The following is a 15,136-nucleotide window of genomic DNA, read 5'->3' as shown; positions in this document are numbered from 1 at the left end:
GCGCGGCTCCCCTGCGTCGGTCCCGTGAAACCAGTTGTTCAACTGCCGTCAATCAGTAGGTCGAGATCTCGTCCTCATCGGGTAGCTCGCCGGTAACCAGGAAGATGACGCGGCGGCCGATTTCGACGGCGTGGTCGGCGAAACGCTCGTAGAAGCGGCCCAACAGCGCCACTTGCACGCCCACCGACACGCCGTGCTGCCAGTCGTCGTCGAGCAGCACACGAAACAGATGCCGGTACAGTGCGTCCATTGCCTTGTCTTGTTCGTGCAGTTGGGCGGCCTGCTGCGGGTCGCGTGATGCCAGCACTCGTTTTGCGCTGTCGCCCAACGCGATTGCCACCTTGCCCATGTCGGTGAAGCACTCGCGAACATCGTCGGGAATTACCTGTTTCGGGTACTCCCGCCGGGCGATCTTGGCCACATGCACGGCCAGCGCGCCCATGCGTTCGGTGTCGGCGATGATCTGCACGCCGGCGAAGATGGCCCGCAGGTCACCGGCAACCGGCTGCTGTAACGCCAAGAGCGCGAACGCCTCTCGTTCGGCTTGCACGCGGATCGCCACGATCTGATCGTGGTCGCGGATCACCTGCTCGGCGGCGTCAAGGTCGCCCGCCAGCAAGGCCTGGGTCGCGCGCTTCATTGCGATCCCGGCCAGTCCGCACATCTCCCCCAGTTGCGCGGCCAAGTGGTCTAGCTGTTCGTGATATGCGGTTCGCATGGGTGCAAGCCTCACCTCATTTCGGCACTTTTCACAAGTGACAAAAGCCATCCGAACGGTGTCTAAATGACTCCCGTCAGCGCATCACCGCCGGTCTAGTCTTCGATGCATGTCGCGCACCCGCCTGCTGGCAGCGCCCCTGCGCGCAGTCGTCGCGGCGACCTCCACAAGCACGGCCCTGCTGGGCACGGCGGCGGGCATGGCGATCGAGGCGATCGGTGGCCCGCCGGCGCGGCGCACCAGCAGCAACGGCCCGCGGCGCTGGATCGAGGTGCGGGGCCTCGGTGGTGAGCACGCCTCGGCCGTCGCCACCGACGTGCTGGGCGCCGTCCGCATGACGCCGGGTGTGCGCGGGGTCTACCTGAACCGCACCGTTGCGCGACTGGTGGTGACCGTGGACGCCGGCGGCCCCTCGGCTGTCGAACTCGCCCGGATCGTCGCCGGCGCCGAACAGCGCCACCGCGGGCGCGTGCGGGCGCTCCCGGCGAGCCTGCCCGGCGACGACGCGCTGCTGGTCGGGCAGACGATGGCGGCCGCCGCCGCCGCTGTGGGACTTGGCCTTTCGCTGACCGGCAGCCTCCTGCGGCTGCCCCGGCTGCCCGACGTGGTGACCGTCCCGTCGACCCTGGCGGACCACCTCCCCCGGGTGCGCCGAGAGCTGGAGCGACGGCTGGGGCCGGAGGGCACCGACGTCTTGTTCGGCTTCGTCAACGCGGCGACGGCCGCGCTGACCCTGTCGCCGACGGCCGCGGCCGCGGAGGCCGCCACCCGGACGATGCTGGCGGCCGAGGGCTGGAACGGCCGGCTGGCGTGGTTTCGGCACGAGGAGGCGCTGAGTGAGCGGCCGGTGCCGGACGATGCGGTGTCGAAACCCAGAAGCATCCCGAATCCGCCCGACGGCCCCGCGGAACGCTACGCCAACCGGATCGGGCTGGCGGGCATCGGCGCCGCCGCCGCGGTCGGCCTGCTCTCGCGCAACCCCGACACCGCCGGCGCCGCCGCGCTGACCGCCGTGCCGAAGCCGCTGCGCACGGTGCGCGAGGCCTTCGGCGCGGCGATGAGCCGCGGCCTGACCACCCGTCACGATGCGCTCGTGCTGCGCCCCAGAGCGTTGCGGACACTCGACCGGATCGACGCGATCATGATCGACCCCCGGGCGCTGTACACCGAGGAGCTGATGGTCAGTCGCGTTCTGGGGGTGGACAATTCGGAACGTGCCCGGGCCTGGGAGGCGGTTCGGGCCGCGCTCGACGGTGACGGCCTGAAGCCCGGATGGCACCAGCTGGCGGACATCCCCAGAGCCGGCGGCCCCGGCGAGGCCCTGATCAGCCCGGTCCGCGATGGGTTCGCCGCGGCGGTGCTCACCGAAGCGCGGCAGTCGCAGCCGCGGGTCTTTTCTCTCGATGACGACGGATTGCGTTCGCTGGCACAGGGATTCGACCAGCTCTATCCGACGGACGGTTCGGTCGACCACGCGGTGGCGGCGGCCGTCGCCGAGCTGAAGGCCGGCGGCGCGACGGTGGCCCTGCTGACCACGTCGGAAATGCGGGCGGCGCACCGCGCCGACATCACGATCGGGCTGCTGCGCGACAGCGATCCCCCGCCGTGGGGCGCCGACGTGATCGCCAAAGACCTGACCGGCGCCTGGCGCGTCATGCACGCGCTACCCGCCGCGCGCGCCGCCACCGACGGCGCCATCCGGTTGTCGGCCTCGGCGTCGGCGATCGGCGCGTTGATGCTCATTCCCGGTGTCCCGGGCCGCAGTTCGGCATCTGTCAACGTCGGCATGGCCGCCAGCCTGTGGTTTGGATACCGGGCGGCCACGAAGGTCCTCCGGGCCCCGCTGCCGGAACCCGAAACCGGCCACGACTGGCACGGCCTGCCGGGCGCGGAGGTGCAGCGGCTGCTGCCCCGGCCTCCCGATGAACACCACGAGGAGGCGACCGCGTGGTGGCACAAGCTGCCACCGGTTCGCGTGCTGCACGGCGCCAGCGTGGCGTCGTGGCGAAGCGTCCGCGATTTCGTGGACGAGATGCGCGGCGACCTGGCGGACCCGATCACCCCGCTGTTGGCGACGGGCGCGCTGGCCAGTGCGCTGCTCGGCTCGCCGCTGGACGCGGTCCTGGTGGGCAGCGTCCTGCTGGTCAACGCCGCCCTGTCGGCCGAGCAGCAGTTGCACGCCGAAACCATCCTCAACCGTCTGCTGGCCGTGCAGGATCCGCCGGCGCGTCGGCGGGTGGGCCCGCTCGACGCGGGGCGTCGCGAGAAGGTTCCGACGGAGCGGCTGCGCCTGGGCGACATCATCGAGGTCCACGCCGACGAGGTGGTTCCCGCGGACGCCCGGGTGCTGCAGGCGCTCAACGTCGAGGTCGACGAATCCACGCTGACCGGCGAGTCGCTGCCGGTGTCCAAGCAGACCGATCCGACGCCGGGCGCCCCGCTGGCCGAGCGGACCTGCATGCTCTACGCCGGCACCACGGTGGTGGCGGGCACGGCCGTGGCCGTGGTGACCGCGGTCGGCTCGCGCACGGAGATGCGCCGGGCGCTGGCGATGGCCCCGCGGAAGCTGCAGGAGATCGGCCTGCAGCGCCAGCTGCGGCATATCACCCGTCGCGCGTTGCCCTTCAGCGTGGTCAGCGGCGGCGTGGTCGGGTTGCTCAGCGTGGCCCGGGGCACCCCGCTGCGCGAGGCGGCAGCCAGCGCGGTCACGCTCATCGTCGCCGCCATCCCGGAGGGGTTGCCGCTCGTGGCGACGCTGGCCCAGTTGGCCGCCGCGCGACGCCTCACCGGCGAATCGGTGTTGATCCGCAACCCCCATTCGATCGAGGCGCTGGCCCGGTTGGACGTGGTCTGCTTCGACAAGACCGGCACGCTGAGCGAGAACCGGCTCACGGTCAAGACCGTGCACCCGATGGCGGGTTTCACCGCCGCAGAGGTGCTGGACGCGGCGCTGAGCACCAGCTACGCCAGGCACACTCACCGCGTTGACCACGCCACCGACGACGCGATATACCGGGCCGCCGGCGATGCCGCCCTCCGCGGCGACGGCTCCGCACCGCGGCAGCCGACCCGTGACGCGTTCCTGCCGTTCCAGTCCGGCCGCCCGTTCGCCGCCGCCCTTGTGGGCACGCGGCTGACCATCAAGGGCTCGCCCGAGGCGCTCTCGTCGGCGCTGCGGCACGACGACGAGCCGCTGACGCAACTGATCGACGAGATGGCGGCCAACGGGCTGCGGGTCCTGGCGGCGGCCGAGCGGCAACTCAGCCCCGACGAGGCCGCGGCTGCTGCCGCGGATCCCGACCGGCTGGAGACCCTGTGCACGTCCGGGCTCACACCGATCGGCCTGTTGGGGCTGGCCGACACCCCGCGCCCAGCGGCCAGGGCGCTGCTGAAGGAGCTGGGCGAGCGCGGCATCGGCGTCCGGTTGATCACCGGCGACCATCCCACTACCGCGGCCGTGATCGCCCGGGAGCTGGGCATCGAGGTGACCGGTGACCAGGTGATCACCGGCAACGACTGGGAAACGCTGGCCGCCGGCCAACGGGCCGAGGCGGCGAAGTCACGGCTGGTGTTCGCGCGGATGACCCCCGAACACAAGATCGACGTCGTTCAGACCCTGGAGCGGGCGGGGCTGGTCACGGCGATGGTCGGCGACGGCGTCAACGACGCCGCCGCCATCCGGGCCGCCAGCGTGGGCATCGGGGTGGCCGCGCGCGGCAGCGACGCGGCACGCAGCGCGGCCGACGTGGTGCTGCTCGACGAGCGGATCGAGGCGCTGATCGACGCCCTCGACGAGGGCAAGCAGTTGTGGCTGCGCGTCCAGTCGGCGGTGTCGATGCTGGTCGGCGGCAACCTCGGCGAGGTGGGCTTCGCGCTGATCACCACCATCCTGACCGGGCGTTCGGTGCTCAACGCGCGCCAGCTGCTGCTGGTCAACATGCTGACCGACGCGTTGCCGGCCGCCGCCCTGGCCGTCAGCCCGCAGGCGGGTGACAGCGACGCCGACCGCGACGAAGAAGCGATGTGGCGCGCGATCGGGATTCGCGGCGTGTCCACCACGACCGGCGCCATGCTGGCCTGGTCGATGGCCAGCGTGACCGGAACCCCGCGGCGCGCGGCGACGGTCGCGCTGATCGGGTTGGTCGGCACCCAGCTCGCGCAGACACTGGTCGATTCGCACGGCCCGCTGGTGGTGCTGACGACGGCCGGGTCCCTCGCGGCGCTCGCGGCGGTGGTGAGCACCCCCGGGCTCAGCCAGGTGTTCGGCTGCACCCCCGTGGACCCGGTGGCCTGGGGTGAGGCGCTGCTGGCCGCGGCGGTGGCGTGCGTGCTGTCGGCCGTTGCACCCGAGCTGGCGTTTCGCGCGTCCGGGCCGCTCGTGTCGCGGGTGCGCCAGCAAGCCCTTACCGTTGGGCGCAACGTTGCGCAGCAGTCCCATAGTTTGAGCGAATAGGTGGTGGAGATGGAGCGCGAAATTCGGTTGCAGCTCAAGCCCTTTCGGCGTGCGGCCGAACATATCGACGGGGCCTGGTGGCCCCGGTCCAGGCATTTGGTCCAGGAGCTGCCGGACCTGGTGGCCTCGGTGTCCGACCGGCTCGGGCAGATCGTGATGATCGGGTACCGCCGCAACGGCTGGGACGAGACGCCGGCCCCGGTCGAAATCGGCGGCCACACGGTCGAATTGCTGGGATTCACCAGCGACGAGCCGGCCAGCGTCATCCTGATCGGCGCGGACGGCCGGCACCTCACGCTGCACGTCATCCGGCCGGACACCAGCGAAGAGGCCGCCCGGCAGGCGCTGGACGAGGCGCGGGGAACCGACGACGCCGGCGAGCCCCCGGCCGGCGTTCCCGCGGTGTCGAAGTCGGTCGCCGACGTCGCGGAAAAGCTGGCCCGCCACGAGGGGCGCCATGACCCCGAGCGCGACGCTCAGATCCTGCGGTGGTGCGAGGAGGCCGCCCAGCAATTCGTCGACGCACCGGTGCAGGCCTTCGTTCCGATCCTCGTCGAGCACATCGTTCGCAACCGGATGATGGAGTCCCGCGCCGCGACCGCCGCGCCCTAGTCACCGGGAGCGTTTCGGTGGTGCGCCCGCTGACCGACCCCGATCCCGCCCGGCTCGAGTCGTGGACCGTCGCCGAACGCCTGAAGACCGACCCCGAACGGGGTTTGACCGAGCGCGAGGCGGCGCGGCGGCGCGGCGAAGTCGGTCCGAACACCGTCGAGAGCGTCCCGCCGGTGCCGACGTGGCGGAAGCTCGTCGCGCAGTTCCGCAGCCCGCTGACCTACCTGCTGCTGGCCGCCCTGGCCGCGTCGCTCGGCGTCTGGGCCGCCGAGGGGGCCGCCGGCTGGCCGGTCGACGCCGTCGTGATCGGCGTCATCCTCGTCCTCAACGCGGCGCTCGGATATGCCCAGGAGACGCGCGCCGAGCACGCGGTCGACGCCCTGTCGCGGATGACCGCCGCCACCGCGGCCGTCGTGCGCGACGGGGAGCAACGCAGGATTGCGGCGAGCGAACTGGTACCCGGCGATGTGCTGGTGCTGGCCGAGGGCGACGCCGTGGCCGCCGACGCCAGGCTGCTGTCGGCCGACGGGCTGCAGGTGTCGGAGGCGGCGCTGACCGGCCGAAGCGAACCCGTCCCGAAAGACGCCGGCGCCCTCGCGGATCCGGCGGCACTGGCCGACAAAGTCAACATGGTGTTCAAGGGCACCGCGGTCACCAAGGGCGCCGCGCGGGCGGTGGTGACCGCGACGGCGATGGCGACCGAGACGGGACGGATCGCGGGCCTGGTGCGCGCCGTCGACAACGCCGAGACGCCGCTGCAGCGCGAGGTGGCCCGGGCCAGCCGGCTGCTGGGAATCGCCGTGCTGGCCATCGCCGTGGTGGTGATCGCGACCATCTTTCTCGTCTTCGGCATCCACAGCGCCGACGACGTCATCACGGCCGTGCTGCTCGGCGTTTCGCTGGCCGTCGCCGCCGTGCCGGAGGGGCTGCCGGCCATCATGTCGATGGTGCTCGCGCTGGGAATGCGGCGGATGGCCGCCCAGAGCGCGATCGTCAAGGAGCTGTCCTCCGCGGAGACGCTGGGTTCGGCCTCCGTGGTCTGCTCCGGCAAGACCGGCACCCTCACCACGGGCGAGCTGACGATCGAACGGGTCGTCACGCCGTTGGGCGAGGTGAACGTCACAGGCGCCGGCTACCGGCCCCAGGGCCGGCTGGAGCGCGACGGCGCCGCGCTCGCGGAGGGCAGCGACCTGTGGCGTCAGGCCGCGCTGGTGCTCGAGGCGGGCAGTGCCGGCGCCGCGCTGAAGGAGGCCGACGGGCACTGGACCGTCGAGGGCGATCCCATCGACGCCGCCTTCCTGGTGGCCCGGGCGAAGGCCGGTATACGGCATCGTCCGGACACCGGCTCGGTCACCAGGGGCGACCCCGACGTGGTGCTCGACCGCTGCGCGTATCTACGGATCGGTGATCGGCTGGAACCGCTCGACGACCCGGCGAGGGCGACGATCCGCGCCGACGCCGAGCGGATGGCGCGCGACGCGCTGCACCCGGTGGCCGTGGCCTACCGGGCGCGGGACGCTGAACCGGAGCTGGCCTACGCGGGCATGGTCGGCATCATGGACCCGCCCCGCCCGGAGGCCGCGGCGGCAATCGCCAGCGCGCACCGCGCCGGCGTCCGGGTCGTGATGATCACGGGCGACCATCCGCGCGCGGCGGCCCGGATCGCCCGCCAGCTCGGCATCGAGGACGACGAGTCGGCCGTGTCCGGCGCCGAGCTCGCCGCGCTGGACGACGCGGAGCTGCGGGAAACGGTGCACCGGCACTCGCAATACACCCAGGTCGACCCGTTGGACAAGCTGCGCATCATCGACGCCCTGCGGGCCGACCACGAAATCGTCGCCGTCACCGGCGAGGGCATCAACGACGCGCCCGCGCTGAAGTCTGCCGACATCGGCATCGCCATGGGCCGCACCGGCACCGAGGTCGCCCGGGAGGCGGCGAACATGATCCTGGCCGACGACAACTTCGCGACCATCGTGCAGGCGATCCGCGAAGGCCGGGGCATCTTCTCGAACATCAAGAAGTCGCTGCGCTACCTGCTCTCCTCCAACATGGGCGAAGTCCTTACCGTCTTTTTCGGCGTGGTGTTGGCCGGCCCGATCGGCCTGACGACGGGGCACACCGTCGCGCTGCCGCTGCTGGCCACCCAGATCCTGTGGATCAACCTGCTCACCGACGGCGCGCCGGCGCTGGCGATGGGCGTAGACCCCCAGACCGAGGAGGTCATGAGCCGCCCGCCGCGCTCGGCGTCGGACCGGGTCATCGACGGGCGGATGTGGAACAACATCGTCGTGATCGGCTCGGCCGTCGCCGCAGCGACCCTCGTCGCGATCCACCTGTACGTGCCCGGCGGCCCCATGCCGTCGTCTCTCGACACGGCCCGGACCGCGGGCTTCACGGTGCTGGTGATCACGCAGCTGTTCAACACGCTCAACGCCCGATCCGAGACGCAGACCGTGTTTCGCGGCCTCTTCGCCAACCGGTGGTTGTGGGCGGCGATCGCGCTGTCGGCGCTGCTCCAGGTGGCCGTGGTTCAGCTGCCGTTGCTGAACAAGGCCTTCACCACCACGCCGCTGTCGGTGAGCCAGTGGCTGGTGTGCACGGCGCTGGCCAGCACCGTGCTGTGGGTCAGCGAGGTCCGCAAGCTGATCCTGCGTTACGTGGACAGGCGGCGTGCCATGAGTTCGGTGAGCGCCGCGACGTCGGCCGCGCCGGGCACGCCCCAGCCCGGGCGGTAGTCGAGCAGCTCGTCGGCCCGCACGGTCTTCAGGTCGACATCGAGAAGCTCGATCGCTTCCAGCGGCACCAGGGCCGGGTGGACGTGGCCGCACGCGCGCGCCAGGCACAGCAGCTCGAAGCGCAGGGTGGCCAAATAGTTGGCGCAGCGCACCGATTTCAACGCCGGGTCGAGGCCGTGTTGCAGCCACGCGGACTGGGTGGCGACCCCGGAGGGGCAGCGGCCGGTGTGGCAGCGCTGGGCCTGGATGCAACCGATGGAGAACATGGCGGTTCGCGCGACGTTGATCATGTCGCAGCCCGCGGCCAGGGCCAGCAGGGCGTTCTCGGGGATGCCCAGCTTGCCCGAGCCGATGAACACCACGTCGTGGTGCAGGCCCGCCTCGGCGAAGGCTCGGTAGACGCGCGGCAGGGCCCACTTGAACGGCAGGGCGACGTGGTCGCTGAAGACGAGCGGGGCCGCGCCGGTGCCGCCCTCGCCGCCGTCGACGGTCACGAAGTCGACGCCGCGACCGGTGCGCGCCATGCGCTCGGCCAGCTGCAGCCAGAACGAATCCTCCCCGACCGCCGACTTGATGCCCACCGGCAGGCCCGTCTTGGCGGCGATGGTTTCCACCAGGTCGAGCAGCCCATCGACATCGCGGAACGCCGAGTGCCCGGCCGGGCTCTTGCAGTCCACCCCGACCGGAATGCCGCGGATCGCGGCGATTTCGGGCGTGACCTTGGCGCCGGGCAGCATGCCGCCCAGGCCGGGCTTGGCCCCCTGGCTCAGCTTGATCTCGATGGCCCGGATCGACGGCGTGGCGGCGACCCGGTCGATCAGGCGGGGCAGGCTGAAGGTGCCGTCGTCGTTGCGGCAGCCGAAGTAGCCGGTGCCGATCTGCCACACCAGGTCCCCCCCGCCCAGGTGGTACGGCGACACCCCGCCCTCGCCGGTGGTGTGCAGGGCGCCGGCGATCCCCGCGCCCTTGTTGAGCGCGGTGACGGCCGCGCCGGAGAGGGAGCCGAAGCTCATCGCCGAGACGTTGACCAGCGACGACGGCCGGAAGGCCCGGGCCCGGCCGCGCGCCCCGCCGAGCACCTTGCCGGCCGGCAGCGACACCGACGGGTCCGGATGCTCGGGTTCGCCCTCGGGGGTGGGCACCGGGAACGCCGCGTGCTTGATGATCGGGTAGTTGTGCACCCGTTCCAGGTCGTTGTCGGTGCCGAACCCGAAGTAGCGGTTGGTCAGCTTCGACGACGTGTACACCCAGCGCCGCTGGTCGCGGCTGAAGGGCCGTTCGGCGTCGTTGTCGGTGACGATGTACTGGCGCAGCTCGGGGCCGACGGCCTCGAGGAGGAACCGCAGGTGACCGACGATCGGGTAGTTGCGCAGGATGGTGTGGCGGCGTTGCAGCAGGTCCCAGGCCGTCAGGCCGGCCAGGCTGGCGCCGGCGAGGCCGGCCGGGCGGAATTTCACGCGCCGTAGGCGCCGTAGACGCCGAGCAGGTCGCGCGCCGAGACGATGCCGGCCAGCGCGCCGTCGCGCTCCACCAGGACGTGGCGGATGTAGTGGTCCATCATCCGGGCCGCCACGTCATCGATCGTCGCGTCGGCGTCGCACCACACCAGCTTGGTGCTGGCGATGTCGGAGGCCGAGACCCGAGCCGGATCCTTCCCGGCCGCCACCACGCGGACGACGTCGCGCTCGCTCACCAGCGCCGCGGGCCGGTCGTCGTCGCCCACAACGACGGCGCCGACGTCGCAGTCCGCGATGGCCATGGCCACGTCGGCGACCGTGGCGTCGGCGGCGACGCGCGCCACCGGGTCGCCGGTGATGGTGGAGATCGGGAGCGAGCCCGGTGCAGAAAAGCCAGTCACGCCAGCAATGTTCACCGGAACTTGGCCGGCCTTTCTAGTGACCTGAGTCCCTAGTTCAGGGACACCCGGCCCTATTTAACGAGGCGAAGCCGGTACAGGCTGGCCGCAGACCCGTCTCCCGAAGGGAATGGTGTGGGCGGAAGGGGATCTGCGATTTTGGTCGCGCTGAGCGTCGGCGCGCTGGTGTCGGGCGGGATCGCCTGGCTGGTGGGCGCGCACGACGTCGCCGACGGGTGCTGGATCGCGGGCACAGTGGTGGGCCTCGTCCCGGCGGTGGTCTGGGTGGTGGCCGGGCTGCGCCGCGGCCGGTTCGGGGTCGACCTGATCGCGGTGCTGTCCCTGATCGGCACGCTGCTGGTCGGCGAGTACCTCGCCGGTGCGCTGATCGCCGTGATGCTGGCCGGCGGTCGGGCGCTGGAGGCCGCGGCCGAGCGCCGCGCGTCCCACGACCTGCGCGCCCTGCTCGAGCACGCGCCCCGGTTCGCCCGACGGCGCGTCGGATCCGTCGTCAGCACGATCGAGCTGAACGAAGTGGCGATCGACGACCTGCTCGTCGTCGGCCCCGGCGAGGTGGTGCCGGTGGACGGGCGCATCGTCGGCGCGGCGGCGGTGCTCGACGAGTCGGTGCTGACCGGCGAGCCGCTTCAGGTGGAGCGTGGCGAGGGCGAACCGGTGCGCAGCGGCGTGGTCAACGCGGGCGGCGCGTTCGAGATGCGCGCCACCGCCACCGCCGACGCCAGCACCTACGCGCAGATCGTGCGGCTTGCCGCGGAGGCCGGGGCGCAGAGCGCACCGGTGGTGCGGCTGGCCGACCGGTACGCCGCGTGGTTCCTGCCGTTGGCGCTGTCGGTGGCCGGCGCGGCATGGCTGGCCAGCGGGTCGCCGGTGCGGGCCGTGGCGGTGCTGGTGGTGGCGACGCCGTGCCCGCTGCTGCTGGCGGCGCCGGTGGCGATCGTCTCCGGGCTGTCGCGCGCCTCGCGTCACGGCGTGGTGATCCGCAGCGGGGCCGCATTGGAAAACCTCGGGCGCGCAACGACTTTGGTGATGGACAAGACCGGCACGCTGACGATGGGGCGACCCGTCGTCATCGACGTCGCGGCCGCGCCGGGGCGCGACGCGATTGAGATCCTGCGGCTGGCCGCCTCGGTCGATCAGCTGTCCCCACACGTGCTGGCCGAGGCGATCGTCACCGAGGCGCTGGCCCGCGGCCTGCGGCTGGACCTGCCCACCGACGTGGTCGAGGAACCCGGGCGCGGCGTCACCGCCACCGTCGGCGATCGGCGCATCCAGGTCGGCAAGCTGGCTAGCGACACCTCGACGGAATGGGCGCGGGCCGCCGTGAACCGGGCCCTGCTGGACACCGCCGCGATCGCGTGGGTGTGCATCGACGGGCGACCGGCCGGTGCGGTGCTGCTGCGCGACCCGCTGCGCCGCCACGCCCCGCGCACCGTGCGGCGACTGCGCGCCGCCGGGTTGCGGCGATTGGTGATGCTCACCGGCGACCGCGCCGGGCCCGCCCGCGAGGTCGGCGCCGTGTTGGGGCTGGACGAGGTCTACGCCGAGCAGAGCCCGGCGGACAAGGTCGCCGCGGTGCGCGCCGAACAGGAGCGCGCGGTCACCGTCATGGTCGGCGACGGGGTGAACGATGCCCCCGCGCTGGCCGCAGCCGGCGTCGGAGTGGCGATGGGCGCGCGCGGTGCCACCGCCTCCTCGGAGGCCGCCGACGTCGTGTTGACCACCGACCGGCTGGAACGGCTCGCCGACGCGATGGACATCGCGCGGTGGTCGCGGCGCATCGCGGTGCAGAGCGCCGTCGTCGGCATGTGCCTGTCGCTGATCGCGATGGTCGTCGCCGCGCTGGGCTGGCTGCCGCCCGCCGCGGGCGCGCTGCTGCAGGAGGGCATCGACGTCGCCGTCATCCTCAACGCGCTGCGCGCCCTGCGCGGCAACCCGGCCACCGAGGTCGACCTACCCGCGCAGACTGAACGGATGCTGCGCCGCTTCGACGCCGAACACGACGAACTGCGCGACGCCATCGGGCTGCTTCGCGAGGCGGCGGACCGCCTCGCCGCCGCGCCCGATCAGTCTGCGCTGCAGGCGATTACGCGCGCACACCGGTTACTGGTCGATCGCGTCCTGCCGCACGAGCGCGCCGAGGAAACCGAGCTCTACCCCGCGCTGGCTCACCCCCTGGGCACCGGCGAGGCCACCGCGACCATGAGCCGGACCCACGCCGAGATACAACGGCTGTCGGACCGGATCGGTGCCCACGTCGAGCTGGCTCAGGCCAACGGCTCCATCGGGGACGACCAGGTCGACGACCTGCTCGCCTGCCTCTACGGGCTGTACGCGCTGCTGCGCCTGCACTTCGTGCAGGAGGAAGAGAACTACTTCACCCTGGCCGAGACTGCTGACGACTCAGCCCGCTGAGGGCGGGCGGGTCATGAACGTCCCCTTGATCTCCAGCCCGATTTCGAGGTCGTCGTAGTCACGCCCCCCGCGCTTGCTCTTGTCGCGCGGCGCGACCGGCGGCATCATCGGCGGCGGCATGAAGGGGAACCCGGATTCGTCCGCGGCCAGGGGCGACACCGCCGCCGCCAGCTGCACCGCAGATTTCGACGCCGACAACATCCCCACCGTGGCGGGCGGCGCCATCAGTTTGCCGAGCGAAACCCCCACGCCCACCGCCGCCGTCGGCGCCGACCCGGCCGCCCGGACCGCGTCGGCGAGGCCCGCCTCGACGCCGCCGAGCGCGGCCTCCCCCTCGGCCAGCCCCTGGCCCACGTCGCTGCCCACGCTCTGCAGCGCCTGGGCCGACGTGTATTGCGCGATGTAGCTGAGCAGGTTGATCGGGATTCCGCCGGCGATGAACTGGTCGGCATACGTGTTGGCCAGGCCGAACCAGCCCTTCTGGGGGTTGAAGCCGAAGGGGGTGCTGAGGATGTTGGTCAAGAGATCCCCCAGCGGCGTCGATGCCGCCGGGGTGGCGGCGGCGGCGGACGTGGCGGTGGCTTGCGCGGCCGCTGCCGCCGGGCTGACGATCGTCGGTGGCGACGAGAACTGCGGCAGCCGGGTGGCCTGTGCCGAGGTCGCCGCGTAGCGGTTCATCGCCGCCGAGTTGTTCACCCACATGCCCTCGTACTGGGCGTCGGTCTCCGCAATCGCGGCGAAGTTGGTCCCCAGCCAGTTCGTGGCGATCAGCTGCGCCAGCCGGGTGCGGTTGGCGGCGACCTGAACCGGGAAAACCACGGTCCGGCGGGTCAATTCGAATGCCGCGGCCACCGTCTGGATCGAGGAGCCGACCCGCTCGCACTGCTGCGCGGTGGCGGCCAACCACGCGAGGAAGGGGTTGACAGCCTGGATCATCGCGGCCTCGGACGGGCCGCCCCAGGCCTCACCCAGCGTCGAGAGCACCGAGCCGTAGCCAGGCAGGGAGTCCTCCAGCTCGATGCCCAATCGCTCCCACGCGGCGGACGCCTCGATCAACGACTCCGCACCGGGTCCGGAGTGGATCAGCGCCGCACTAATTTCTGGGGGCAGCGTCCCGAAGTCCATGTCATCCGGCCGATGGCGGTGTGTGGATCACTTTGCCCTTGACTTCGGCGCCCACCTGGAGATCTTCGAGCTTGGTCTGCTTGCGCTTGCGCCAGCCACTGCCCGCCGAGACCGGCGGGGGCATCAGCGGCGGAAGCATGCCGAACCCGGCGTCGGCGCCGTCGAGCGGCGACGCCGCCGACGCGAGTTGGACCGGCGTTTGCGTAGCGGGCAGCAGCCCCACGACGGCGGGCGGCGCGGTCAGCTTGCCCATCGACACGCCGACGGCCATGGCGCCGGTGGGCGCCGATCCGAGCGACCGAACCGCGTTGGACAAGCTGGCCCCCGCGGCTCCCAGCGCCGACTCGCCCTCTGAGAGGCCCTGGCCGATGTCACCGCCCACGCTCTGCAGCGCCTGGGCCGAGGTGCTCTGCGCGATGTAGCTGAGCAGGTTGATCGGGAAACCGGACGAGATGAACTGGTTGGCGTAGGTGTTGGCCAGCCCGAACCAGCCGGCGTTGGGGTCGAAGCCGAATGGGGTGCTGAGGATGTTCGTCAGGAGCTCCCCCAGCGGGGTCGTTGCCGCCGGCGTGGCGGCGGCGGCGGACGTCGCGGCGGCCTGCGCGGCCGTTCCGGCCGGGTCGGTGATCGCCGGCGGGGTGGTGAACTGCTGCAGGTCGAGCGCCTGCGCCGCGGCCGCCTGATATCGCGTCAGCGCCGCCGAGTTGTTCGCCCAGATGGCCTGGTACTGCTCTTCGGTCGCGGCGATGGCCGGCAGGTTGGCGCCGAACCGGTTGGTGGCGATCAGCTGCGCCAGCCGCGTCCGGTTGGCGGTCACCGTCGCGACCGGGACCACCGCCGACTGCGCAGAGTTGAACGCGGCCGCGGCGGCCTGCGTCGAGGAGGCCAGCTGGTCGGCCTGCTGGGCGGTGTCCCGCAGCCAGGTGATGTAGGGCTGGACGGCCTGAACCATCGCCGCGGCCGATGGGCCGTCCCACGCGTCCATTAGCGAGGACAGCGCCGACGTATAGGTGCTGACCGAGCTGTCCAACTCGTTGCCGATGCGCTGCCAGGCGGCGGACGCCTCGATCAGCGATCCCACCCCTGGACCCGAATGCACGAGCGCTGAGGTGACCTCGGGGGGCAGCGCTAAAAAGTCCATGACACTCACATCTCTTATTCGGGAAACCATCCAGGAAAGGTGCTCTGACTGGCCCGCGACC

General features: G+C 71.9%; 9 protein-coding genes. 4 read left to right on the top strand and 5 right to left on the bottom strand.

What is annotated here, in order from left to right:
- Positions 1–52 precede the first annotated feature (52 nt).
- On the bottom strand, positions 53–718 hold the full coding sequence (phoU, locus tag A5706_RS24125) for a phosphate signaling complex protein PhoU (protein ID WP_068136367.1): 666 nt from the start codon (positions 716–718) through the stop codon (positions 53–55).
- 109 nt (positions 719–827) lie between these two features.
- On the opposite strand from phoU, the gene A5706_RS24120 reads away from it, so the two are divergent.
- From A5706_RS24120 to A5706_RS24110, 3 genes are read left to right on the top strand one after another with little or no spacing between them, the layout of a single operon-like run.
- A complete protein-coding gene (locus A5706_RS24120) occupies positions 828–5,171 on the top strand; it encodes a cation-translocating P-type ATPase (RefSeq protein WP_068136365.1) in 4,344 nt (1,447 codons plus the stop codon).
- Between the two features lie 9 nt (positions 5,172–5,180).
- On the top strand, positions 5,181–5,783 hold the full coding sequence (locus tag A5706_RS24115) for a DUF5994 family protein (RefSeq protein WP_068136483.1): 603 nt from the start codon (positions 5,181–5,183) through the stop codon (positions 5,781–5,783).
- 17 nt (positions 5,784–5,800) lie between these two features.
- Entirely contained in the window at positions 5,801–8,521 is a 2,721-nt protein-coding gene (locus A5706_RS24110) for a cation-translocating P-type ATPase (protein ID WP_068136363.1), read from the top strand.
- Here A5706_RS24110 and A5706_RS24105 read toward each other — a convergent pair.
- Both A5706_RS24105 and A5706_RS24100 read right to left on the bottom strand, forming a co-directional pair.
- Positions 8,440–9,978: an FMN-binding glutamate synthase family protein gene (locus tag A5706_RS24105; protein WP_068136361.1), complete on the bottom strand. Its 1,539-nt coding sequence runs from the start codon at positions 9,976–9,978 to the stop codon at positions 8,440–8,442. The genes A5706_RS24110 and A5706_RS24105 overlap by 82 nt on opposite strands.
- Positions 9,975–10,379 carry a CBS domain-containing protein gene (locus tag A5706_RS24100; protein ID WP_068136358.1) on the bottom strand — a complete coding sequence of 135 codons (405 nt, stop codon included), beginning with the start codon at positions 10,377–10,379 and terminating at the stop codon, positions 9,975–9,977. The genes A5706_RS24105 and A5706_RS24100 overlap by 4 nt, the downstream gene beginning before the upstream one ends.
- 99 nt (positions 10,380–10,478) lie before the next feature.
- Here A5706_RS24100 and A5706_RS24095 point away from each other — a divergent pair, with 99 nt between their 5' ends.
- A complete protein-coding gene (locus tag A5706_RS24095) occupies positions 10,479–12,809 on the top strand; it encodes a heavy metal translocating P-type ATPase (RefSeq protein WP_082964591.1) in 2,331 nt (776 codons plus the stop codon).
- Here the strand turns inward: A5706_RS24095 and A5706_RS24090 are convergent.
- Together A5706_RS24090 and A5706_RS24085 are read right to left on the bottom strand one after the other, a co-directional pair.
- A complete protein-coding gene (locus tag A5706_RS24090; protein WP_068136350.1) occupies positions 12,798–13,934 on the bottom strand; it encodes a PPE family protein in 1,137 nt (378 codons plus the stop codon). The genes A5706_RS24095 and A5706_RS24090 overlap by 12 nt on opposite strands.
- A gap of 1 nt (position 13,935) precedes the next feature.
- Positions 13,936–15,075, bottom strand: a complete 1,140-nt coding sequence (locus tag A5706_RS24085) for a PPE family protein (protein ID WP_068136347.1) — start codon at positions 15,073–15,075, stop codon at positions 13,936–13,938.
- Between the last annotated feature and the right edge of the window lie 61 nt (positions 15,076–15,136).

Origin of the sequence: Mycobacterium sp. E796 (assembly GCF_001672815.1) — a bacterium.
Taxonomy (GTDB): Bacteria; Actinomycetota; Actinomycetes; order Mycobacteriales; family Mycobacteriaceae; genus Mycobacterium.
This window is presented reverse-complemented; position numbering and strand designations above follow the sequence as displayed.